The organism is Acidovorax sp. GW821-FHT10E03 (genome assembly GCF_059415205.1).
The window spans coordinates 326,859-348,515 of record NZ_JBWKMU010000006.1 but is presented as its reverse complement, the minus strand read 5'-3'; the positions used below and the strand labels follow the sequence as shown (position 1 = coordinate 348,515).

General features: G+C 69.4%; 19 protein-coding genes. 13 read left to right on the top strand and 6 right to left on the bottom strand.

Annotated elements, in window-relative coordinates; genetic code table 11:
- Positions 1 to 3 precede the first annotated feature (3 nt).
- The 3 genes from AC07OD_RS13170 to ubiD all read left to right on the top strand — a co-directional run bounded on the left by AC07OD_RS13170 (position 4) and on the right by ubiD (position 2,569).
- Positions 4 to 414 carry a putative zinc-binding protein gene (locus AC07OD_RS13170; protein ID WP_218339368.1) on the top strand — a complete coding sequence of 137 codons (411 nt, stop codon included), beginning with the start codon at positions 4 to 6 and terminating at the stop codon, positions 412 to 414.
- Positions 407 to 1,003, top strand: coding sequence for a UbiX family flavin prenyltransferase (locus tag AC07OD_RS13165; RefSeq protein WP_494597004.1), 597 nt, complete (start codon positions 407 to 409; stop codon positions 1,001 to 1,003). Before AC07OD_RS13170 ends, AC07OD_RS13165 begins: the two co-directional genes overlap by 8 nt.
- 78 nt (positions 1,004 to 1,081) lie before the next feature.
- Positions 1,082 to 2,569 (top strand): 4-hydroxy-3-polyprenylbenzoate decarboxylase, encoded by a 1,488-nt coding sequence (gene ubiD / locus AC07OD_RS13160; protein WP_218339370.1) that lies wholly within the window; start codon positions 1,082 to 1,084, stop codon positions 2,567 to 2,569.
- Positions 2,570 to 2,602: 33 nt separating this feature from the next.
- Here ubiD and AC07OD_RS13155 read toward each other — a convergent pair whose 3' ends face one another.
- Positions 2,603 to 3,409, bottom strand: coding sequence for a VOC family protein (locus AC07OD_RS13155; RefSeq protein WP_494597002.1), 807 nt, complete (start codon positions 3,407 to 3,409; stop codon positions 2,603 to 2,605).
- Between the two features lie 34 nt (positions 3,410 to 3,443).
- Entirely contained in the window at positions 3,444 to 4,043 is a 600-nt protein-coding gene (locus AC07OD_RS13150; protein WP_218297045.1) for an OsmC family protein, read from the bottom strand.
- A gap of 300 nt (positions 4,044 to 4,343) precedes the next feature.
- Here AC07OD_RS13150 and AC07OD_RS13145 point away from each other — a divergent pair, with 300 nt between their 5' ends.
- From AC07OD_RS13145 to AC07OD_RS13110, 8 genes are all read left to right on the top strand, one after another.
- Complete coding sequence (locus tag AC07OD_RS13145) at positions 4,344 to 6,053, top strand: TIGR04028 family ABC transporter substrate-binding protein (RefSeq protein WP_494597000.1); 1,710 nt, start codon at positions 4,344 to 4,346, stop codon at positions 6,051 to 6,053.
- 147 nt (positions 6,054 to 6,200) lie between these two features.
- Positions 6,201 to 7,139: an ABC transporter permease gene (locus AC07OD_RS13140; RefSeq protein WP_492246431.1), complete on the top strand. Its 939-nt coding sequence runs from the start codon at positions 6,201 to 6,203 to the stop codon at positions 7,137 to 7,139.
- Positions 7,140 to 7,150: 11 nt separating this feature from the next.
- Positions 7,151 to 8,131 (top strand): ABC transporter permease, encoded by a 981-nt coding sequence (locus tag AC07OD_RS13135; protein ID WP_494596999.1) that lies wholly within the window; start codon positions 7,151 to 7,153, stop codon positions 8,129 to 8,131.
- Positions 8,128 to 9,852: a dipeptide ABC transporter ATP-binding protein gene (locus AC07OD_RS13130; protein WP_494596998.1), complete on the top strand. Its 1,725-nt coding sequence runs from the start codon at positions 8,128 to 8,130 to the stop codon at positions 9,850 to 9,852. Before AC07OD_RS13135 ends, AC07OD_RS13130 begins: the two co-directional genes overlap by 4 nt.
- Entirely contained in the window at positions 9,785 to 10,927 is a 1,143-nt protein-coding gene (locus AC07OD_RS13125) for a putative FMN-dependent luciferase-like monooxygenase (protein WP_494596996.1), read from the top strand. The genes AC07OD_RS13130 and AC07OD_RS13125 overlap by 68 nt, the downstream gene beginning before the upstream one ends.
- Positions 10,924 to 11,622 carry a CMD domain protein gene (locus AC07OD_RS13120; protein ID WP_494596994.1) on the top strand — a complete coding sequence of 233 codons (699 nt, stop codon included), beginning with the start codon at positions 10,924 to 10,926 and terminating at the stop codon, positions 11,620 to 11,622. The genes AC07OD_RS13125 and AC07OD_RS13120 overlap by 4 nt, the downstream gene beginning before the upstream one ends.
- Positions 11,619 to 12,230, top strand: a complete 612-nt coding sequence (locus tag AC07OD_RS13115) for an alkylhydroperoxidase domain protein (RefSeq protein WP_494596992.1) — start codon at positions 11,619 to 11,621, stop codon at positions 12,228 to 12,230. Before AC07OD_RS13120 ends, AC07OD_RS13115 begins: the two co-directional genes overlap by 4 nt.
- Before the next feature lie 300 nt (positions 12,231 to 12,530).
- Positions 12,531 to 13,304 carry a right-handed parallel beta-helix repeat-containing protein gene (locus AC07OD_RS13110; RefSeq protein WP_218297052.1) on the top strand — a complete coding sequence of 258 codons (774 nt, stop codon included), beginning with the start codon at positions 12,531 to 12,533 and terminating at the stop codon, positions 13,302 to 13,304.
- Between the two features lie 206 nt (positions 13,305 to 13,510).
- Here AC07OD_RS13110 and AC07OD_RS13105 read toward each other — a convergent pair whose 3' ends face one another.
- Positions 13,511 to 14,251, bottom strand: a complete 741-nt coding sequence (locus AC07OD_RS13105; RefSeq protein ID WP_492254219.1) for an SOS response-associated peptidase — start codon at positions 14,249 to 14,251, stop codon at positions 13,511 to 13,513.
- A 196-nt stretch (positions 14,252 to 14,447) separates the two neighbouring features.
- Between AC07OD_RS13105 and AC07OD_RS13100 the strand changes: the two genes are divergently transcribed.
- Entirely contained in the window at positions 14,448 to 15,749 is a 1,302-nt protein-coding gene (locus AC07OD_RS13100; protein ID WP_218339381.1) for an acyl-CoA dehydrogenase family protein, read from the top strand.
- Between the two features lie 83 nt (positions 15,750 to 15,832).
- On the opposite strand, the gene AC07OD_RS13095 is transcribed toward AC07OD_RS13100, so the two are convergent.
- The 3 genes from AC07OD_RS13095 to AC07OD_RS13085 form a co-directional block, all read right to left on the bottom strand.
- The gene (locus tag AC07OD_RS13095) at positions 15,833 to 16,987 is read right to left on the bottom strand and encodes a diguanylate cyclase (RefSeq protein WP_255590965.1); all 1,155 of its coding nucleotides are present in this window, start codon (positions 16,985 to 16,987) and stop codon (positions 15,833 to 15,835) included.
- A gap of 131 nt (positions 16,988 to 17,118) precedes the next feature.
- Positions 17,119 to 17,880 carry a 16S rRNA (uracil(1498)-N(3))-methyltransferase gene (locus tag AC07OD_RS13090; RefSeq protein WP_492246425.1) on the bottom strand — a complete coding sequence of 254 codons (762 nt, stop codon included), beginning with the start codon at positions 17,878 to 17,880 and terminating at the stop codon, positions 17,119 to 17,121.
- 92 nt (positions 17,881 to 17,972) lie between these two features.
- Positions 17,973 to 19,115: an aminoglycoside phosphotransferase family protein gene (locus tag AC07OD_RS13085; protein ID WP_370628522.1), complete on the bottom strand. Its 1,143-nt coding sequence runs from the start codon at positions 19,113 to 19,115 to the stop codon at positions 17,973 to 17,975.
- A 106-nt stretch (positions 19,116 to 19,221) separates the two neighbouring features.
- Here AC07OD_RS13085 and AC07OD_RS13080 point away from each other — a divergent pair, with 106 nt between their 5' ends.
- A complete protein-coding gene (locus tag AC07OD_RS13080; protein WP_370627751.1) occupies positions 19,222 to 21,657 on the top strand; it encodes an LPS-assembly protein LptD in 2,436 nt (811 codons plus the stop codon).

Genomic DNA, 21,657 nt, shown 5'->3' with positions numbered 1-21,657 from the left:
GCGATGACCCCCCACCAGGCCCTGAACCACCCCCTCGTCTACTCCTGCTCGGGCTGCTCCAGCGCCGCGCAGCTGGCCAACCACGTGGCGCTGCGTCTGGACCGGCACGGCGTCGCCGAGATGTCGTGCATCGCCGGCGTGGGCGGCGATGTGCCGCACCTGCTGAAAACCGTGCGCTCGGGCCGGCCCATCATCGCGCTCGACGGCTGCCCGCTGGTCTGCGTGAAAAGCACGCTCGCGCGCCACGGCATCACCGCCGACCGGCACTACCAGCTGCAGCACTACGGCGTGAAGAAGCGCGCGCACGAAGACTTCGACCCCGTGCAGGCGGCGCTCGTGCTGGAGCAGGTCGAGGCCGACCAGCAGGCGCAACCCCTGCGCGCCCGGGCGGCCGAGGGCGCGCCCCATGGCTGAGCCCGTGCCCACCCGCCGCATCATCGTCGCCATCTCGGGCGCCAGCGGCGCCGTGTACGGCGCGCGCCTCCTGCAGGTGCTGCAGGGCCAGGGCGGCATCGAGACGCACCTGGTCGTCTCCGACGCGGGCTGGCGCAACCTGCAGCACGAGCTGGACCTGGACCGCCCCGCCGTCGAGGCCCTGGCGCACCGCGTGCACGACGTGCACAACGTGGGCGCGGCCATTGCCAGTGGCTCGTTCCAGTGCCATGCGATGGTGGTCGCACCCTGCTCCATGCGCACGCTGGCCGCCATCGCGCATGGGCTGGCCGACAACCTGCTCACGCGCGCGGCCGACGTGGCGCTCAAGGAACGCCGCCGTCTGGTGCTGATGGTGCGCGAATCGCCGCTGCACCTCACGCACCTGCGCAACATGGTCGCCGTGACCGAGATGGGCGGCATCGTCTGCCCGCCGCTGCCGGCCTTCTACCTGCGCCCGCAGACCGTGGGCGAGGTGGTGGACTACAGCGTGGCGCGCGTGCTCGACCTCATCGACGTGCCCCACGACCTGGCGCCGCGCTGGTCGGGGCTGGAACTGGATGCTCATTAATTGATAGCTACTGGCGCACCATTTATAAGCGCTACAGGCTGATCTCATTCAAATTCAAAATCAAAATCTGGTACTGATATGGCCTACCGCGACCTGCGCGACTTCATGGCCCAGCTCGAAGCCACGGGCGACCTGCGCCGCGTGCGCGAGCCCGTGTCGCCGCGCCTGGAGATGACGGCGCTGAGCGACCGCGTGCTGCGCGCGGGCGGCCCCGCGCTGCTGTTCACGCAGCCCACGGGCCACGCGCTGCCCGTGCTCACCAACCTGTTCGGCACGCCCGGCCGCGTGGCCCGCGCCATGGGCGTGGCCGACCTGCACGGCGTGCGCGCCCTGGGCGAACTGCTGGCCACCCTCAAGGAGCCCGAGGCACCCCGCAGCGTCAAGGACATGCTGGCCATGGGCCCCTTCCTCAAGACGCTGTGGCACATGGCGCCGCACACCGTGGCCCGGGGCGCGCCCTGCCAGCAGGTGGTGTGGGAAGGGCCGGACGTGGACCTGGCCCGCCTGCCCGTGCAGCACTGCTGGCCGGGCGACGTGGCCCCGCTCATCACCTGGGGCCTGACCATCACGCGCGGGCCGCGCAAGGCGCGGCAGAACCTGGGCATCTACCGCCAGCAGGTGCTCTCGCGCAACCAGGTCATCGTGCGCTGGCTCGCCCACCGGGGCGGCGCGCTCGACTTCGCCGACCACTGCGCCGCGTACCCCGGCCAGCCCTACCCCGTGGCCGTGGCGCTGGGCGCGGACCCGGCCACGCTGCTCGGCGCGGTCACGCCCGTGCCCGACTCCTTGAGCGAATACCAGTTCGCCGGCCTGCTGCGCGGCGCACGCACCGAGGTCACGCCCGCGCTGGGCGTGCCGCTCTCGGTGCCCGCCACCGCCGAGATCGTGCTCGAAGGCCACATAGCGCCGGACGCGAGCCACGCGAGCGGCTGGCAGCATGCGCTGGAGGGGCCCTACGGCGACCACACCGGCTACTACAACGAATGCGCCGAGTTCCCCGTGCTCACCGTGGACCGCATCACGATGCGCAAGGACGCGATCTACCACAGCACCTACACCGGCAAGCCGCCCGACGAGCCCGCCGTGCTGGGCCTGGCGATGAACGAGCTGTTCATCCCGCTCCTGCAAAAGCAGTTCCCCGAGATCGTGGACTTCTACCTGCCGCCCGAGGGCTGCAGCTACCGCATGGCGGTGGTGAGCATCCGCAAGGCCTACGCGGGCCACGCGCGGCGCGTGATGATGGGCGTGTGGAGCCACCTGCGCCAGTTCATGTACACCAAGTTCATCGTGGTGGTGGACGACGATGTGGACGTGCGCGAATGGAAGGATGTCGTCTGGGCCATCACCACCCGCATGGACCCGGCGCGCGACACGCTGCTGGTGGAACACACGCCCATCGACTACCTGGACTTCGCCTCGCCCGTGAGCGGCCTGGGCAGCAAGATGGGGATGGACGCCACGAACAAATGGCCCGGCGAAACCCAACGCGAGTGGGGCCGGCCCATGCGCATGGCCGACGCGGCCACGGCCCGTGCGGAGCAGTTGTTCGCGGCGCTGGGGCTCTAGGACCGTCAGCCGCGCAGCCACTCGGGAGGACTCTTACGCCGCCGCGAATTCGATGGCCGCGCCATGGGTGCGGTCTGCCGTGGGAGGCGCCGGCGTGGCACCGTCGGTGGCCAGTACCAGTGCGTATGGGCCCTCGCCCCGCGTGCCCAGTTGTGTGCTGGCTGCATGGCCTGCCGTGCCCGGCAGCGGCCCTGCCTGCGTCAGCACCAGGGTGCTGCGCCCGAGGGTGACCGTGCCCACCCGCGCGCCCGTGCCGGGCTGCAGGAAGGGCGCGCTCACGTTGGCGGCCTGGGCCTCGCCCAGCAGGGCGCGGTAGTGGGCCAGGCTCGCATCCAGGTCCTTCACGGCCAGGGCCAGGCTGGCCACGCCGCGGGCGCCGTTGGGGTGCACGCGGGCGTTGCCTTCGGGCACGCGCAGCGCGCGCGGGGTCTGGTCGCCGCACAAGAAGGGCAGGTCGTGCGACGGGGGGCGCGCCGTCTGCCACCGCAGGCGCTCGCCATCGGGCCGCACGCGGCCGCCGTCGTGCGGGCCGCTGTAGGCCAGGCCCCGGTCCTTGGCGCCGGCCACCGTGGCGGCGGTGTCGGGTGGCAGCAGCGCGAAGTCCACGATGCCGTCGCCGTGCGCATTCAAGAGCTCCCACCAGCGCTCGCCGGGCGATGGCGAGCGCCAGGCGATCAGCTCGAAGTAAGCGCCGTCCGCGAAGACGACCAGTGCGTTGTAGGTGGGCCGGCCGGGGTGGTCGCCGCCTTGCAGCACGTTGAATCCGAGGGCGCGGTAGTCGGCGATGGTCTGGTCCAGATCCTTCACCGCGATCACGATGTGGTCGAGTGTCAATGCCATGGTGGCTGGGCTCCTTGCGTGGTCAATCGGCGGGTCAGGCGGGCACGGCTTCGGCGGCTGCGGAGGGCTGTGCGGCAGGCAGCGGTGCGGCGGCGCCGGAGTTGGTGAGCGCCACGCTGGCGCGCACCTGCTGCGGGTTGCGCAGCAGGTTCAGGATGGGGCAGGTGCGTTCCACCGCCTCGAACAGTGCGTCGATGTCGGCCCGGCTCGCGGGCGAGTCGATGTGCACCGTGTAGGCGATGTCGTGCGGCCAGATGGGCGTCTGTTCGTGCCCGGGCTTGCCGCCGCGCGGGTCGATCACGCCGCTCACTTCCACCTCCAGGCTGGTCAGCGGCACCTGGCGCGAGGCGGCCTGGATCAGGAAGATGTGCGTCACGCAGCTGCCCAGCACACCGAGCTGCAGCTCGGGCGAACTGGGGCCCAGGTTGTAGCCCGCGAAATCGGGCGGGCTGTCGCTGATCACCTGGTGGTCGCGGATGCGGATGCGGCGCACGCCGCTGCGGCCTTCGGCGCTCACGCGGGCTTTCAGGGCCGCGGGCTGCGCCGTGCCGCGCTCGATGGCCGCGTCGCGCGCGAGCACGGCGGCGCGCTTCTCGGCCAGGTAGTCGTTGAGGGGGGCGGGGGAGTGGGACATGTGGCGGTGTTCTTTCCAACCGCTTGCGGCCTCGGACATCGGGCACGGAACAAGCAGCGTCGTGGGGAGATTGTTGGAAGCCGCACCCGCGAAGCCAACAAAGAAAACCGTGCTCGCATATGCAGGTTCCAGATAAGCGCGGCGGGCGGTTTGCTGCATCGTTTTCCGCATATCGATGCTACTTAATACATGCATGCCCGGGCCTGTGCACCGATAGCATGAATACACATGAACTGGCTCCGCCGCAGTGTGCACACCGTGCCGCTGCCTGCGACGAAGGGGGCCGGATGTGTCATTTCAATGCCTGTGCGGCGACGAGGTCAAAACGTGTTTCTTGCAAAGAAAAAATCAGCGGGATGGTGGGCAGTGGGCGTATCGGCCGTGGCCCTGGGCGTGCTGGTGGCGGGCTGCTCCAAGCAGGCCAGCGAGCCAGCCGCCTCCACCAGTGCAGCCGCAGACCAGCCCGTGCAGGGCGGCACGCTGGTGTACCTGGAGCAGCAGGCGCACACCAACCTGTACCCGCCGGCGGGGGGCTTCTACCCGAACGGCGGCATCCTCAACCAGATCACCGACAAGCTCACCTACCAGGACCCGAAGACGCTGCAGATCCAGCCCTGGATCGCCGAGTCCTGGACCGTGAACGACACGGCCACCGAGTACACCTTCAAGCTGAAAAAAGGCGTGACCTTCTCGGACGGCACACCGCTCGATGCCGCCGCCGTGGCCAGGAACTACGACACCTACGGCCTGGGTAACAAAGAGCTCAAGCTGCCGGTGTCCGAGGTCATCAACAACTACGACAAGAGCGAGGTCGTGGACCCGCTCACCGTCAAGTTCTACTTCAAGAAGCCCTCGCCGGGCTTTCTGCAGGGCACGTCCGTCATCGGCTCGGGCCTGGTGTCGCTGGCCACGCTGGCGCGGCCTTTCGAAGAGCTGGGCGACGCGACCAAGATCATCGGCTCGGGCCCCTTCGTGGTGACGGCCGAGACGCTGGGCAAGGAGCTCACGCTCACCGCCCGCAAGGACTACGCCTGGGGCCCGGCCCAGCACGCCCACCAGGGCCGGGCGCGGCTCGACGAGATCAAGCTCATCGTCACGCCCGAAGACAGCGTGCGCATCGGCGCGCTGCTGTCGGGCCAGGCGGGCTTCATCCGCCAGGTGCAGGCCTATGACGAAAAGCGCGTGTTGGACCAGAAGTTCGAAATCTACGCTCCCTCCACGCGCGGCGTGAACAACAGCGTGGTCTTTCGCCCCGACAACGCGCTGGTGGCCGATGTGAAGGTGCGCCAGGCGCTGCTGCACGCCACCAACACCAAGGAGATCGTGCAGACCCTGTTCTCGGCCAACTACCCGCAGGCCACCTCGGTCATCGCGTCCACGGCCTTGGGCTACGTGAACCTGTCGGCCAAGCTGGGCTACGACGAGGCCAAGGCCCAACAGCTGCTCGACGACGCCGGCTGGAAGATCAATGCCAACGGCCTGCGCGAGAAGGACGGCAAGGAGCTGGTGCTGGCCGCGTACGAGTCGCTGCCGCAGCCGCAAAACAAGGAAACCCTGCAGCTCGTGGCGCAGCAGTGGGCCAAGGTGGGCGTCAAGCTCAACGTGCTGGCGGGCGACGCCGGCAGCCGCGTGGTGGACAGCCTCGACCCCGAGAAGACCCCCGTGGCCCCCGGCATGGTGGGCCGCGCCGACCCCGACGTGATCAAGAGCAACTACTACCCGACCAACCGCAACGTGCTGCTGCAAAAGGGTGGCGTGAGCAGCAAGGTCAAGTCGTTCGAAGACACGAAGCTGAACGGTTTGCTCGAAGCCATCGCCGCCGAGACCGACCCGGCCAGGCGCCTGGCGTTCACGGCCGATGTGCAGAACTACCTGATCGACCAGGCCTATGTGATCCCGGTGTTCGAGGAGCCGCAGGCCTTCGCAGGCGCACCTTCGGTCAAGGGCGTGGAGTTCGAGGCCGTCGGCCGCCCCAGCTTCTACGGCACCTGGGTCGCGGCAAAACATTGACCCCCCTGAGTCGCTGCGCGCCTTCCCCCTGAGGGGGACGCCACCGGTGGCCCGGCGGAGCCGGTTCCACGGTGGCACTCGCATGGGCGTTGCGCCGGTTTCAAACGTTGTGCCGCTGCAGTTGCTGCTGCTGAAGGAGTGAATTCCATGTTCAAGTACCTTGCCCATCGCACGGGCCAGGCCCTGTTGGTGCTGTGGGCGGCGTTCACCGCGTCGTTCGTGTTGCTGCAGCTGTTGCCGGGCGATGCGATCCTGATCAAGTTCCTGAACCCCGAGTTCGGCCTGGGCCCGCAGGAGATCGCGGACATCCGTGCGGCCTACGGCGCGGACACGTCGGTGTGGCAGCAGTACCAACACACGCTGCTGGGCTTCCTCGGCGGCAACTTCGGGTATTCGGTGCAGGCGGGCGTGCCCGTGAGCCAGGGCTTGGCGACCAACCTGCCGCCCACGCTGCGCCTGGCGGGGCTGGGCTTTGCGGCCGCGCTGCTGCTGGCGGTGGTGCTGGCCTTTGCCTCGCAGCTCACGCGCTGGGGCTGGCTGCGTTCGGCGCTGCAGTCGCTGCCCTCGCTGTTCATCTCGGTGCCGGTGTTCTGGCTGGGGATCATGCTGATCCAGGTGGTGTCGTTCCGCCTGGGGTGGATTCCGGTGATCAACCCCGGCAAGTGGCAGGGCCTGGTGCTGCCCACGCTCACGCTCGCCATTCCCATTGCCGCGCCGCTGGCGCAGATCCTGATCCGCAACATCGACGAGGTGCTCACGCAGCCCTTCGTGGCCGTGGCGCGGGCCAAGGGCGCGACGCGCCAGTGGGTGCTGTGGAAGCACGTGGCGCGCAACGCCGTGCTGCCCACGCTGACCATCGCGGGCGTGCTGTTCGGCGAACTGCTGGCGGGCGCCGTGGTGACCGAGGCGGTGTTCGGCCTCAACGGTCTGGGCAGCCTCACGCAGCAGGCGGTGGGAAATCAGGACACCGCCGTGCTGCAGGCGGTGGTGGTGGTCTCGGCCACGGCCTTCGTGTTCATCAACCTGGTGGTGGACCTGCTCTACCCCGTGTTCGACCCCCGCCTGCGTTCGCGCCTGGGCACCTGAGGAGATCCCGCATGACCACCACGTCTTCGACCGCCCACCTGGGCGCTTTCACGGGTGCCGCACAGCCGGCCCCACACCGCTTTGAGCGTGCCGTGGCGGCGCCTGCTGCTGTCGTGGTGCCCACGGCGCCCATCCCTGCCGCCCCGCCGCCGCGCGCTCACGGCGGCACGTGGGGCCGCCGCTTGCTGCAGCGCGCGCGCAGCGCGCCCATCAGCCTGTGGCTGGCCTGGGGCGTTCTTGCGCTGGTGGCGCTGTGGGCCGTCGCGCCCGGTGTCTTCACCAGCTACAGCGCCACCGCGGGCGTGGCGGGCCAGCAGCTGCAGGCGCCGTCGGCCGCGCACTGGCTGGGCACCGATGCGCTGGGCCGCGACGGCTATGCGCGGCTGGTGTTCGGTGCGGTGCATTCGCTGTCGGGCGCGTTCCTGGCGGTGGCCGTGGGGCTGGTGCTGGGCACGCTGTTGGGCGTGCTGGCCGGCTCCATCGGCGGCTGGGTGGAGGACGTGATCATGCGCACCGTCGACGTACTGCTGTCGGTGCCCTCGCTGCTGCTGTCGCTGTCCATCATCATCATCCTGGGCTTTGGCACGCTGAATGCGGCGGTGGCCGTGGGCGTGGCGTCGGTGGCCAGCTTCGCGCGGCTCACCCGGTCCGAGGTGGTGCGCGTGCGCCGCTCCGACTACGTGGAGGCGGCCTTTGGCAGCGGCGGGCGCTTTGGCGCCGTGCTGTGGCGCCATGTGCTGCCCAACTCGCTCACCTCGGTGATCGCCATGGCGGCGCTGCAGTTCGGCTCGGCCATCCTGTCGATCTCGACGCTGGGCTTCCTGGGCTACGGCGCGCCGCCGCCCACCCCCGAATGGGGCCTGCTCATCGCCGAGGGGCGCAACTACATTTCCACGGCGTGGTGGCTCACCACCGTGCCGGGGCTGGTGGTGGTGGCCGTGGTGCTGGCGGCCAACCGCATCAGCGCGGCGCTGACGAAGGGGCGCGCATGACCACCATCGACCAGGCCGTGGCGCTGCCGCTGGTGCTGGAGGTGGAGAACCTCTCCATCGCCTACCGCGACAAGGACCATGAACAGCGTGTGGTGCACGGCGTGTCGTTCGCCATCGCGCCCGGCGAGGTCGTGGCGCTAGTGGGCGAGTCCGGCTCGGGCAAGACCACCACCGCGCAGGCGCTTATCGGACTGCTCGCCGACAACGGCCGGGTGGAGCACGGCGCGATCCGGCTCAACGGCACGGACATCGCCGACTGGTCGCCCGACCGCTTCGACACCGTGCGCGGCCGCGTGGTCAGCCTTATCCCGCAGGATCCGACCAGCTCGCTCAACCCCGTGCGCACGGTGGGCGAGCAGGTGGGCGAGATCCTGAAAATCCACCGCTTTGGCGACCGCCAGGCCATCGCGCAACGCGTGGTCGAGCTGCTGACCAAGGTGGGCCTGTCGCAGCCCGAGCTGCGTGCGCGGCAGTACCCGCACGAGCTGTCGGGCGGCATGAAGCAGCGCGTGCTGATCGCCATTGCGATTGCGCTGCAGCCCGCGCTCATCATTGCCGACGAGCCGACCAGCGCGCTCGACGTGACGGTGCAGCGGCGCATCCTCGACCTCATCGACGAGCTGCGCAGCGAGTTCGGCACCGCCGTGCTGCTGGTCACGCACGACCTGGGCGTGGCGGCCGACCGGGCCAACCGGCTGGTGGTACTGCAGGGCGGGCGCATCCAGGAGCAGGGCGACACGGCCAGCGTGCTGCGCAACCCGCACAGCGCCTACACGCGCAAGCTGCTGGCCGATGCGCCGTCGCTTGCGCAGGGGGCGTTTCGCCCGGCCCGTGCCGCCGCCGCCAACGACACGCCCGAGCGGCCCGAGGACTTCGCCATCGTGGTGGAGGGCCTGGTGCACGACTTCGACGTGGCCGGGCGCAAGCAGCCTTTCCGCGCGGTGGACGGCGTGTCGTTCCGCGTGCGGCGCGGCACCACACACGCCATCGTGGGCGAGTCGGGCTCGGGCAAGACCACCACCATCCGCGACGTGGTGGGCTTTCGCCAGCCCACGGCGGGTCGCATCTTCATCGAGGGCACGGACCTCACCACCCTGCGCGGCGAGGCGCTGCGCCAGTTCCGCCGCACGGTACAGCTGGTCTACCAGAACCCGTTCAGCTCGCTGGACCCGCGCCAGACCATCTTCCAGATCATCGAAGAGCCGCTACTCAACTTCGAGCCGCTGCCCGCCGCCGAGCGCGCGCGCCGCGTGCACGACATCCTGGCGCGCGTGGGCCTGCCGCCGGCCGTGCTGGAGCGCCGCCCGCGCGCCCTGTCGGGCGGCCAGCGCCAGCGCGTGGCCATTGCGCGCGCCCTGGTGCTGCAGCCCCGCGTGATGGTGCTCGATGAGGCGGTGTCGGCCCTGGACGTGACGGTGCAGGCGCAGATCCTGGCGCTGCTGGAGACGCTGCAGCGCGACCTGGGCCTGACCTACCTCTTCATCTCGCACGACCTGGCCGTGGTGCGCCAGATCGCGGACACCGTCTCGGTGCTGCAGGGCGGCCGGCAGGTGGATGCGGGCCGCGTGGAAGACGTTTTCCTGCGCCCCGGCAGCGACTACACGCGTGAACTCATCGAAGCCATTCCCGGCAAGAAAAACATCCATCTTCACCATGACCCTCTCGACACCTACGCAACCCACACCACCCAAGCGCCTGGGCTTTTTCAGCAGGCTGCTTGACGACGCGCCTGCGGCCGAACGCTACCGGCTGGTGACCGAGCAGATCGCCCATGCCGAGGCCTTCGGCTTCGACTCTGCCTGGGTGGCGCAGCACCACTTCCACGAGCACGAAGGCGGCCTGCCCTCGCCCTTCGTCTTTCTGGCCCATGTGGCGGCGCGCACGCGGCGCATCCGCTTGGGCACCGGCATCGTGACCCTGCCCATGGAGAACGCGGTGCGCGTGGCCGAGGACGCCATCGTGCTCGACCTGCTCTCGGGCGGGCGGCTGGAGCTGGGCGTGGGCACGGGCGGCACGCCCGAGTCGTTCGCGGCCTTCGGCATCACCAGCGATGACCGCAGCGCGGTCTATGCACGCCACCTGGCCCTGGTGCGCGAGGCCTGGGCTGGCAGGCCCCTGCCCGGTGGCGACCGGCTGTACCCGGCCGCCGAGCAGCTGCTGGGTCGCATCTGGCAGGCCACGTTCTCGGTGGCGGGCGGCGAACGCGCGGGGCAGGCGGGCGACGGGCTGATGCTGTCGCGCACCCAGCCGCGCACGGCCGAGGCACCAGGCGCCGCGCTGCACGACCTGCAGCACCCCATCATCGACGCCTACCTTGCCGCACTGCCCGGCGGCGCCACGCCGCGCATCGTCGGCTCGCGCAGCCTGTTCGTGGCCGACGACCGCAAGGAGGCTTTGCGCCTGGCCGACACCGGCCTGCGCCGTGCCGCCGCGCGTTTTGCCGCGGCCGCGCTGCAACCCGGCCAGGCGCCGCGCCCCGGGCCCGACGCGTCCCTGGAGGCATTGATCGCCGCGTACGACGTGCATGTGGGCACGCCCGACGACGTGATCGCCTCGCTGCAGGCCGACACGGCGCTGGCGCGCGCCACCGACATCGTGTTCCAGGTGCATTCGGTGGACCCGCCGCATGCGCACATCCTGCGCTCCATCGAACTCACGGCCACGCGCGTCGCGCCGGCGCTGGGCTGGGTGCGCAAGCACACCGGCGCTGCCACCACCACTCCCATCACTGCAGCCGCAGCCACCACGGCACCCACACCAACAGCATCCTCCACCCGCACCGAGGCCATTGCATGAGCACCCCTGCCCCCATTCCCTCCCCCGGCGCTACGCCGCTCGCTGCGGCATTGCCCGACGTGATCGACCTGCTCGCCGGCATCGAGCCCGGCGACCACCTGGACACCATCCGCCGCCACCGCCTGGAGGCGCGCACCCATGCGCAGGAGAGCTACCGCGCGCTGTTTGCACCCACCGCGCCGGCCCCGGGCACCGTCACGCTGGCCGAGCGCCTGGCGGTTGCGGCCTTTGTCGCGGGCCTGCACCAGCAGCCGGACGCCGCGGCGTTCTATGCCGCCGCGCTGGTAGCGCAGGACGCGGGTGCGGGGCTGGCCTCCGCCATCGCAGCCGAGGTCAGCCGGGGCGCGGCGCAGGGCCCGTACGGCCACTACCCCGCCGGCCCGCTGAGCCGTGAAAACACCACCGGCCCGGCCTACGCCGTGTCCGAGGCGCAGCGCGCCGTGCTGGGCGCGCGGCTGTCGGCGGGCCTGGCGCATGCGCACCTGCTGACCTTGCACCCGCGCGACGCGAGCCCCGAGGCCTTGCAGGCACTGCTGGACGCAGGCTGGCCGGCCACCGACATCGTGATCCTGTCGCAGCTGGTGGCTTTCCTGTCGTTCCAGATCCGCGTGGTCGTGGGCCTGCGCCTGCTCGCAGCGCATCCGGCACCTGCCACGCCGTCATCCACCCCCCGCACCGCAGAGGCCCAGCCGTGAGCGATACCGCCGTCATCACCCACCCCGGCAACCATGAGCCCACGGCCTTCACGCAGGCGCAGCTCGAATGGCTGCCCTGGCTGCCGCCGCTGCCCGAGGACGAGTTGACCGAGCGCCACTACGCCGGCCTGGTGGACGCGGCACGCGCCAAGTCGCCCTACTTTCGCCTGCTGGCGCGCGACCCGGACACGCTGGGCGCGCGCACCCGCACCGACAAGGACATCTTCTACAACCCGGATGCCGGCCTGCCCCGGGCCGAGCGCGAGCTGTCGGCCACGGCCACGTCGCGCGCCAACGGCTGCATCTACTGCGCGTCGGTGCATGCGCGCTTCGCCGCGCACTTCTCGCACCGCGTGGCCGATGTGCAGCGCCTGCTGGACAAGGGTGTCGGGGCCGATCTCGGCCCGCGCTGGAACGCCATCGTCGGGGCCTCGGTGGCCCTCACCGCCACGCCGACGGCGCTGGACGGCACCCACATCGAAAGCCTGCGCGCTGCCGGGCTCGACGACTTCGCGATCTCCGACGCGCTGCATGGCGCGGCGTTCTTCAACTGGGCGAACCGGCTGATGCTGTCGCTGGGGGAGCCTCAGCTTCCGTTGGGCGGATAGGGATTCATCGCGCGAACGTTTGTGCTGGGAGACTCGGTTGAGGGCCCGGCAGCTGAGGTGCCGGTTCGCTCCAGAAAGCACTTGGCCATCTTGTCGACTCTTTTCCTGCACCGACGCTGCATGAATTGCATGCTCAGCATGCGTCTGCGAGGCTGTTGGTATTTCGTTGTATGAAGTGATACAAATCAATACACTTGTTTGTGTGCGGGTTTGCCAACCTCCCGCGCGGGAACGTGGTGCCAGTAGTCAACACGATCTACCAGCGGTTGGCTCATGGTCAGACTAACGAAAGAGATCAACATGAAAAAGTCTTTCTCAAAATGGGGCGTATTGTTCTGGGCCACGCTCATGCTGGGACTCAGTTCCTCGGTATACGCGCAAGCAACACGAACCTGGGTATCAGGAGTCGGAGATGACGTAAACCCCTGCAGCCGGACAGCCCCCTGCAAGACATTTGCTGGGGCGATCAGCAAAACGGCAGCTGGCGGCGAGATCAATGCATTGGATGATGGAGGTTTCGGGGGCGTCACCATTACAAAATCCATTACCATTAATGGAAAGGGACATATTGCAGGGATTTTGACGGCGGGTTCTGGGGTGAATGGTGTTGTGATTAATGCGGCGCCGACCGACGTCGTGGTATTGCGTGGGCTTACATTTACTGGCGTGTCTGGGGCGGCGAGTGCTGTAAGGTACCTTGCGGCCAGGTATGTTGTCGTGGAAGACAGTACCATCGAAGGCTATGCCTACGGCATCAATATGGCCGTCAGCGTTGTCAATGGGCGCATGGATATTCGCAACGTCCAAATGACGAATGCGACGACCGCTACCAGCACCTACGGCATCCACATTGGTGCAGCCAATTCCATATCAACCATCAGCAATGTATCCGTCCGAGGTTACACATACGGCATCACCACCCGTGGCGGCATGACTTACCTTCGAGGATCCACGATCGTGGCCAACGACACAGGTTATAACAACTTGGGTGGCAGCCTTTCGTCTTTTGGTGACAATATGGTAAATGGTAATGTATTTGACGGTGCGCCCTCGGGAACCATTCCGCATTTTTAAGAGCGCATTGGTCGAATATTATTAGAGACATTAATTTTCATTTTCATCCCGGATGGTTGAATTTTCTTGTCCCGATCCATGGAGTTCCATTCGGCCAGCACGAAAGTGCATAACGAGGTCAGCAGCCCTTCGTTGTGCAGCTTTGCTCACAGGTAAGTGAGTCAGCGGAGCCGGCGGCCTTGCAATGGCCGCGGGCAAGATGGCCGTCAGTCCAGCCAGCCCCTGGGCACCTTGTCGGCTTTCTTCTCCACCGGGTTGGCCGTGAGCGCGGTGGCCGCGTACTGGCGCATGAACTCCTTGGCCTTGTCGGGGCGGGCCGTGAGCCAGGCGTCGTAGGCGCCTTCGTTCAGGATGGCGGGCATGCTCTTTTCGCTGCCGGGTTGCTGGTAGCGGTGCAGCAGCGCGTGGTTGTTGGCGTTCACGGTGAGCAGGCAGTAGCTCACGATCACCTCCCCACCGGCTCCCTGCCAGCGGGCCCACAGCCCGGCCACGCCCATGGGCTTGCCGTCCACGCGGGAGATGCGCGTGGGCACGGCCTTGCCGGAGCGGAAGTCGTCTTCATAGAACGCCATCATCGGCACGATGCAGCGCTGGCCGTTCAGCCAGGCATCGCGGAATGCCGTGCCGGTGGAGGCCAGGTCGGACTTGGCGTTGACCAGCTTGGGGGCGCGCAGCTTCGCGTCGGACGCCGACTTGACCCAGTGCGGCACCAGCCCCCACTGCGCGGGCACCAGCACGCGGGCGGCGGCTGCCTTGTCGTCCACAGCCGGTGCTGGGGCCTGTTCGCCCCGCGGGGTGGCCATGGCCGCCGCGGCGGCTGCATGCACGATGAAGCCGCCCGGCTTGCGCGGCCACAGGTGGCGCTCGTCGGGTGCCGGCGGAGGTTCCACCGCGAATGCCTCGCGGTAGACGTCGGCGGGGTGCAGGGTTTCGTAGTGCGTGCTCATCGTGCGATGGTACCGGCCTGCCGCGCGACCCATGGAAAAAATGCCCGCTGTCGCCGGATTGGCAAGCGCTGGCAGCTATGAAATGAGGAGCGTTTCAGAGCAGGCAGCGGGCCGGGGCCGCGGTGTGCGTGACCTGCGTCAAGCCCGGTGTCGCCTGCGTTGTGACGCGTGCCCGTGCGGTTTTCACAATGGCCGCATGGACTTCGCACCTTCGCCCCTGGCCCGTGAACTGCATGACCGCCTCGTGGCGTTCATGGACCGCTATCTGCTGCCCTACAACGCCGCCTGGCATGCGGCCGCGCTGGCGGGCGACTACCCGCCGCCCTTCGTGGAAGACCTCAAGGCCCTGGCCCGCGAGGAGGGGTTGTGGAACCTGTTCCTGCCCACGCTGGGGCCCGACGAGCCCGGCACCCGCCTGTCCAACCTCGACTACGCGCCGCTGGCCGAGGCGATGGGCCGCCTGCCCTGGGCCGCCGAGGTGTTCAACTGCCAGGCGCCGGACACCGGCAACATCGAGCTGCTGCACCGCTTTGCCACGCCCGCGCAGCGTGCATGCTGGCTGCAGCCGCTGCTGCGTGGCCAGATGCGCTCGGCCTTCGCCATGAGCGAGCCGGATGTGGCCTCGTCCGACCCCACCAACCTGCAGACCACGGTACGGCGCGAAGGGGATGTGCTGGTGCTCAGCGGCCGCAAGTGGTTCATCACGGGGGCGGCGCATCCTCGGTGCCGGCTGTTCATCGTGCTGTGCCGCAATGCCGGCGCAGACGGTGGCGGCGGCGAGGCCCCGAGCCACGCGCGCCACAGCATGGTGCTGGTGCCCGCCGCCACGCCGGGCCTGCGGGTGGTGCGCAACATCAGCGTGCTGCACCACCACGCCCCCGAGGGGCATTGCGAGGTCCTGCTGCAGGATGTCCGGGTGCCGGCCGACCACCTCCTGGGCGACTGGGGGGCGGGGTTTGCGATGGCACAGGCGCGCCTGGGGCCGGGGCGTGTGCACCATTGCATGCGCACCATCGGGCAGTGCGAGCTGGCGCTGCGCCTGGCCACCGAGCGCGCGCTCGAACGCACGGCCTTCGGCAAGGCGCTGGCCGAGCAGGCCAACGTGCAGGAGTGGATTGCCGAGTCGCGCATCGAGATCGACCAGGCGCGGCTGCTGGTGCTGCATGCGGCCTGGTTGCTGGACCAGGGCGATGCCGCCGATGTCCGCCAGGTGCGTGCCCAGGTCGCGGCCATCAAGGTGGTGGCCGCGCGCCTGCAGCAGCGCGTGGTGGACCGCGCCATGCAGATCTTTGGCGCCATGGGCCTGTCGCCCGACACGCCGCTGGCCGCGTTCTGGACCTGGGGCCGCGCGCTGCGCCTGATGGACGGGCCCGACGAGGTGCACCTGCGCAGCGTGGCGCGCCACGAGCTGGCCCAGGTGCGCGGCCAGCTGGGCGCGTCGACCGCCTACTTCACCACGCCGGAGCAGATGCGCGCCCCGCCCCGCCTGCGGGCCTGAAAGCGCCCGCCGGGTGGCGGCTTTGCCCGCGTCCTTCGCGGCGCAGGTCGCGGTCGTGGGCACGCGCGGCATGCCGCCCCATGTCAAGCCCGGGCGCCGAGCGAGACCGCGCCCCGTGGGCCGGACGGCGCCACCACGACGCGGTTGCGGCCCAGCGACTTGGCGGTGTAGAGCGCCTGGTCCGCGCGCTCCAGCGTGAGCTCCACCGTGTCGCCCGGCAGGTGCAGCGCCAGGCCGGCCGACACGGACAGGCGCAGCACGCCGGTGGAGTGCGGGATCTCCATCGCGGCCACGGCCAGGCGCACGCGCTCGAGCAGGTCGCGCGCATCGTCCAGATGGGTGTCCGACAGCATCAGCACGAACTCTTCGCCGCCCCAGCGGGCCAGCACGTCGGTGTCGCGCACGCTCGCGCGCACCACGCCGGCAAAGGCCTGCAGCGCGCGGTCGCCGGTGGCATGGCCGTGGCTGTCGTTGACACGCTTGAAGTGATCGATGTCAAGTTCCGCCAGCAGCATGGGGCGGCCGCTGCGCAGGCTGCGCCGATGCTCCAGGTCCATCAGGTCGAGCATCGCGCGGCGGTTGGGCAGGCCCGTGAGCTCGTCGCGCGTGGCCAGCTCGCGGTTGACGGCGAGGGCGTGGGCCAAGGCCTCGCGCTGCTCGCGCAGCCGCGCGCGGATGCGCTGGATGCGCAGGTTCAGCGCGATGCTGCCGCCCAGCACGATGAGCACCATGAGCGCATAGGCGGTGTCCAGGTAGCCGAATGGGCTGGCGCTGAAACGGGTGGTGGCGGCCACGGCGCAGGCAAAGGCCAGCAGCGCATATACGCCGATGCCGATGACCTCGGCCACGGTCAGCCCGAAGGTGCCGAAGAACAGGATCATGGCCAGCACGCTGGGCACCACGCCGCGCGCATCGCCCGCCAGCACGTAGGCCACGGCGCCGCTGGTGATGGTCCAGACCATCTGGGGCACGGTGAGCGAGGGGTCGTTGAGCCGGGCGGTCTCGCCCGAGCGGATGAACGCCGTCATCACCACGAGCCCGCCCACTGAAATGGCGGCCCACCACTGCACGGCGGCGGCGTTCACCGCGCTGCTCGCCATCGACACCAGCAGCATCACGCCCGCGCTGCTGGACATGAGCGCCAGCGCGAGCAGCGCCATGCTCACCAGCGTGCGCCGCCGGGGATCGGTCGACAGAACCACATCCCTGAGGCGGCGCCGGCGGGAAGATGTGCGCAAGATGGAAACTCCTGCCAGTGTGGTGGGATCGCGCGGAACGCGGGGCCAGCGGCGCGCGGGTGGGCGGCTGCCGGTGCTCTGCGGTTCATTCTAGGGCGGGGGCCGCCCTGCGTACAGCCTGGGTGAACCCCTCACGGGCCCGCGAGAAGCGTGAGCGCCGCCAGGGCCGCGAGCGGCGCCGTCTCGGCGCGCAGCACGCGCGGCCCCAGCGTGACCGGGGCGAAGCCGTGGAGCAGCGCCAGATCTTCCTCGGCGCCGGAGAGGCCGCCTTCCGGGCCGGAAAGAAACACCACGGGCCCGGCGGGGGCCGCCGCCGCATGCAGTGGCGCGGTGCCCGCGCGCAGCGACAGCAGCAGGCGCTGCGCCGCCGCTTCGGCCCCGGCGCCACCCGCTTGCCGCGCACGCACCCAGCTGGCCAGGTCCACGGCGCCGTGCACCACGGGCACGCGGTTGCGGCCGCACTGTTCGCAGGCGGCCACGGCCACGGCCTGCCAGTGGGCGATTTTTTTCTCGGCCCGCTCGCCCTTGAGCTTGAGCACGCTGCGCTCGGCCACCAGGGGCGTGATGCTGGCCACGCCCAGTTCGGTGGCTTTCTCGACGAGCCAGTCCATGCGCTCGTTGGCGGTGATGCCCGCCAGCAGGTGCACCGTGCGCGCGGCTTCGCGTTCGGTGGCATGGTGCGCGCCCACCAGCACCCGCACGTCGCTGCGGCCCATGCGCAGCACGGTGGCGTCGAACTCGCCGCCCGGGTCGCCCCCGTCCTGGCCGCCGTGGAACAGCGTGATGGCATCGCCCGGCTGCAGGCGCAGCACCTGCACATGGCGCGCGGCGCCCGGGGGCAGGTCCAGCTCGGCGCCGGTGGACAGAAGGGCCGGGCAGTGGAAACGGGGCATTTGCTACCTAATTTATAGCTGTTTGCGCTTGAAGGACAAGCGCTACAGCCTGATTGGACTCGATTTTTCCTGGCATGCGCCCGGTGGCGCCCCTACATCCGGCCGTAGGCAAATCCCGTGACCGGCTCGGTGCCCTCGATCTGGTCGAGCATCTTGAGCAGGGGCCCCAGCTGGCGGTAGCGGTTGGCCGTGGCGCGGATGTAGGCCATGAAGCGCGGCGCGTCGGCCAGGTACCTGGGCTTGCCGTCGCGCAGGGTCAGGCGCGCGAAGATGCCCGCGACCTTGAGGTGGCGCTGCAGGCCCATCCATTCCACCGAGCGGTAGAACTCGCCGAAGTCATCGCCCCAGCCGCTGGCGCTGCGGGCGCCCAGCAGCCCGGCCTTGCGCGCCTTTTCCCAGTAACGCACGGTAATGTCGATGACAAACTCCTCTTCCCAGCTGATGAACGCGTCGCGCAGCAGGCTGGCGATGTCATAGGTGATGGGACCGTAGACGGCGTCCTGGAAGTCCAGCACGCCCAGGGGCGCGCCTTCTTCGACGGGGGCCATCAGGTTGCGCGTCATGAAGTCGCGGTGCACGTAGACCTGGGGCGCAGCGAGGTTGTGCGCCACGATGGCATCGAAGGCGCTGCCCAGGGTGGCCTGCTGCTGGTCGTCCAGCGTGACGCCGCGGTGTCGGCCCAGGTACCAGTCGGGGTACAGCGCCAGCTCGCGGCGCAGCAGCGCCTCGTCGTAGGCCGGCAGCACGCCGGGCTGGGAGGCCTTCTGCCAGTCCAGCAGCACATCGGTGGCCTGCTGGTACCAGGCGTAGGCGGCCTGGGGCTGCCCGGGGTCCAGCAGCTCGATCACCGTCCGATGCCCCAGGTCGGACAGCAGCATGAACCCGCCGGGCTCGTCCCAGGCCAGGATCTGCGGCACGTTCAGGCCCGCGGACGCCATCAGGCCCTGCACCTGCACGAAGGGGCGGCAGTTCTCCTGGTGGGGCGGGGCATCCATCACGATGCGGCTGCTGCCCGTGGCGCTGTCGATGCGCAGGTAGCGGCGGAAGCTCGCATCGGCCGACGCCGGGCGCAGCGTGGCGGGCAGCAGCTGGTGCGGGCCCACCAGGGGGGCGAGCCAGGCTTCGAAGGCTGTCTGGCGGGCCGCGTCGGGCCAGGCCACGGTACAAGTTGCGGGGGTTGCCACGGCCATGCCCGGGGGCGGGCAGGCGGGAGAAGGGGAGGATGGGTGGCTCATGGATAATCCGATTTTACAAACCCGCTCCCCGCCTCCGTGGTGAGCGGGTCCTTCTTTCATCCGCCCCTGCCCATCGCCCCACGTGCCACGCCGCAAGCCCCCTACCGTGCAGACCCCTTCCCCCCGGACCCGGCCCGCCACGGCGAAGGCCGTGCGGCTGCGCGCGCCCGTGCCCCGGGCCCTGGCCTATGGCGTGGCGCTGGCCTGGTGCGGGCTGCCGCTCTCCGCGCTGGCGCAGGCGGCGGAGGCCCCCCCGCCCAGCGCCTGGGATGCACCGCCCGCGCTGCGCACCTCGCCGCTGCTGCAGGAAAAGATTCCGGACGCCGTGCGCCCCCAGCTGCCGGTGTTCGTGAAGGGTGACCACATCAGCGGCCAGACCGACCTGAACGCCGTCATCGAAGGCAATGCCGAATTGCGCCGGGGCGACACCGTGATCCGCGCCGACCGCCTGGACTACAACGTGCCCGAAGACCTGGCCAAGGCCAGCGGGCAGGTGCGCATCAACCGCGCGGGCAATGTGTACGAAGGCACGGCGCTGGAGCTGCGGGTGGATGCGTTCGAGGGCTTCTTCAGCGACGCGCGGTACAAGTTTCTGGCCACCCAGGCGCACGGCGATGCCACGCGCGTGGATTTCATCGACCGCGACCGGGCCGTGGTGCACAACGCCACATACACCACGTGCGAGCGCGGCAATGAAGAAAGCTGGCGGCCCGACTGGGTGCTGCGCGCCGCCACCATCCGCATCGACAACGAGGAAGAGGTGGGTACGGCGGAAGACGCGGTGCTGGAGTTCAAGGGCGTGTCGCTGCTGCCGATTCCGTACATCACCTTCCCGCTGTCGGACAAGCGCAAGTCCGGCCTGCTGCCCCCGACCATCGGCCTGGACAGCCGCGACGGGGTGGCCTACATGCAGCCGTACTACTGGAACATCGCGCCCAACCGCGATGCCACGCTGCGCGCCGCCCTCATGACCAAGCGCGGCGCCAACCTGGGGGGCGAGTTCCGCTACCTGGAGCCGAGCTATTCCGGCCAGGTCAGCGCCGACGTCATGCCCACCGACCGCCTGCGCGACCGCATGCGGTGGAGCTTTTCGGGACAGCACCAAGGTGCTTTCAACACCGGCATTGGCGGGGTGGGGCTCAACCTCAACCTCAATCGCGTCAGCGATGACAACTACTGGCGCGACTTCGGCCGCGCCTCCGAGCTTCTGCGCCAGCGCCTGCTGCCCGGCGATGCCACGCTGTCCTGGGCGCGCAATGACATGTCCGCGAGCGTGCGCACCCTCAAGTGGCAGACGCTGCAGGACGTGACTTCTCCCATCGTGCCGCCTTACGACCGCATGCCCCAGCTGCAATGGCGCTATGCCCCCTCGCAGCTCGGTGGCGGGGTGGATGCCAGCGTGGAGCTGGACACCACGCGCTTCCAGGCGGCCCGCGAGCTGACGGGCCAGCCCAATGCCCACCGCAGCTATGCGATGGCGCAGATCAGCCGGCCGTTCCTGTCGCCCGGGGGCTTCGTCACGCCGCGCCTGCAGCTGCACGCCACGCAGTACCAGTTCGATACCCCGCTGTCCAATGGCGAGCGTTCGGCCAGCCGCGCGCTGCCCACCTTCAGCCTGGACAGCGGCCTGGTCTTCGAGCGCGACGCCGCATACTTCGGCCGCGCCTTCCTGCAGACGCTGGAACCGCGTGCTTTCTACACGTACACGCCGTACCGTGACCAGAGCCGCCTGCCCGTGTACGACACGGCGGCCAACGACTTCAATTTCGCCACCATCTACACCGAGAACGCCTTCGGGGGCAACGACCGGCTGGCCGACAACAACCTGCTCACCCTGGGCCTCAGCACACGGCTGCTGGACCCGAACACGGGCGCCGAGGCCGCGCGCTTCGGCGTTGCGCAACGCGTTCGTTTCTCCGACCAGCAGGTGACGCTGCCGGGCGGCGCGCCCGTGAGCGAGCGCCTGTCGGACCTGCTGCTGGGCGCGGGCATCACCTGGACGCCGCAGTGGGGCTTTGACTCCACCGTGCAGTACAACCCCAAGACCGGCCGTTCCATCCGCTCGACCATCGGTGCGCGCTACAGCCCGGGCAACTACCGCACCGTGAGCGCCGCCTACCGCCTGCAGCGCGGCACCAGCGAGCAGATCGACATTGGCTGGCAATGGCCGCTGGACGCGCTGTGGGGCAGCAGCGAGACCCACAACAACAAGCCATCCGGCGCCGCCGGCCGTGGCCAGGGCGGCGGGCGCTGGTACAGCGTCGGGCGACTGAACTACAGCCTGCAGGACCGCAAACTCGTGGACACCGTGGTGGGCTTTGAGTACGACAGCTGCTGCTGGATCGGCCGCGTGGTCCTCGAGCGCCTGCAAAGCAGTGTCACCACGTCCAACACCCGCCTGCTGTTCCAGATCGAATTCGTGGGCTTCTCCCGCCTGAGCCTGGGCTCCAGCCCCCTGGATACCTTCAAGCAAAATGTGCCGCGCTACCAGAACCTGCGCGAGCAGGTGACAACGCCCAGCCGTTTCAGCAACTATGACTAA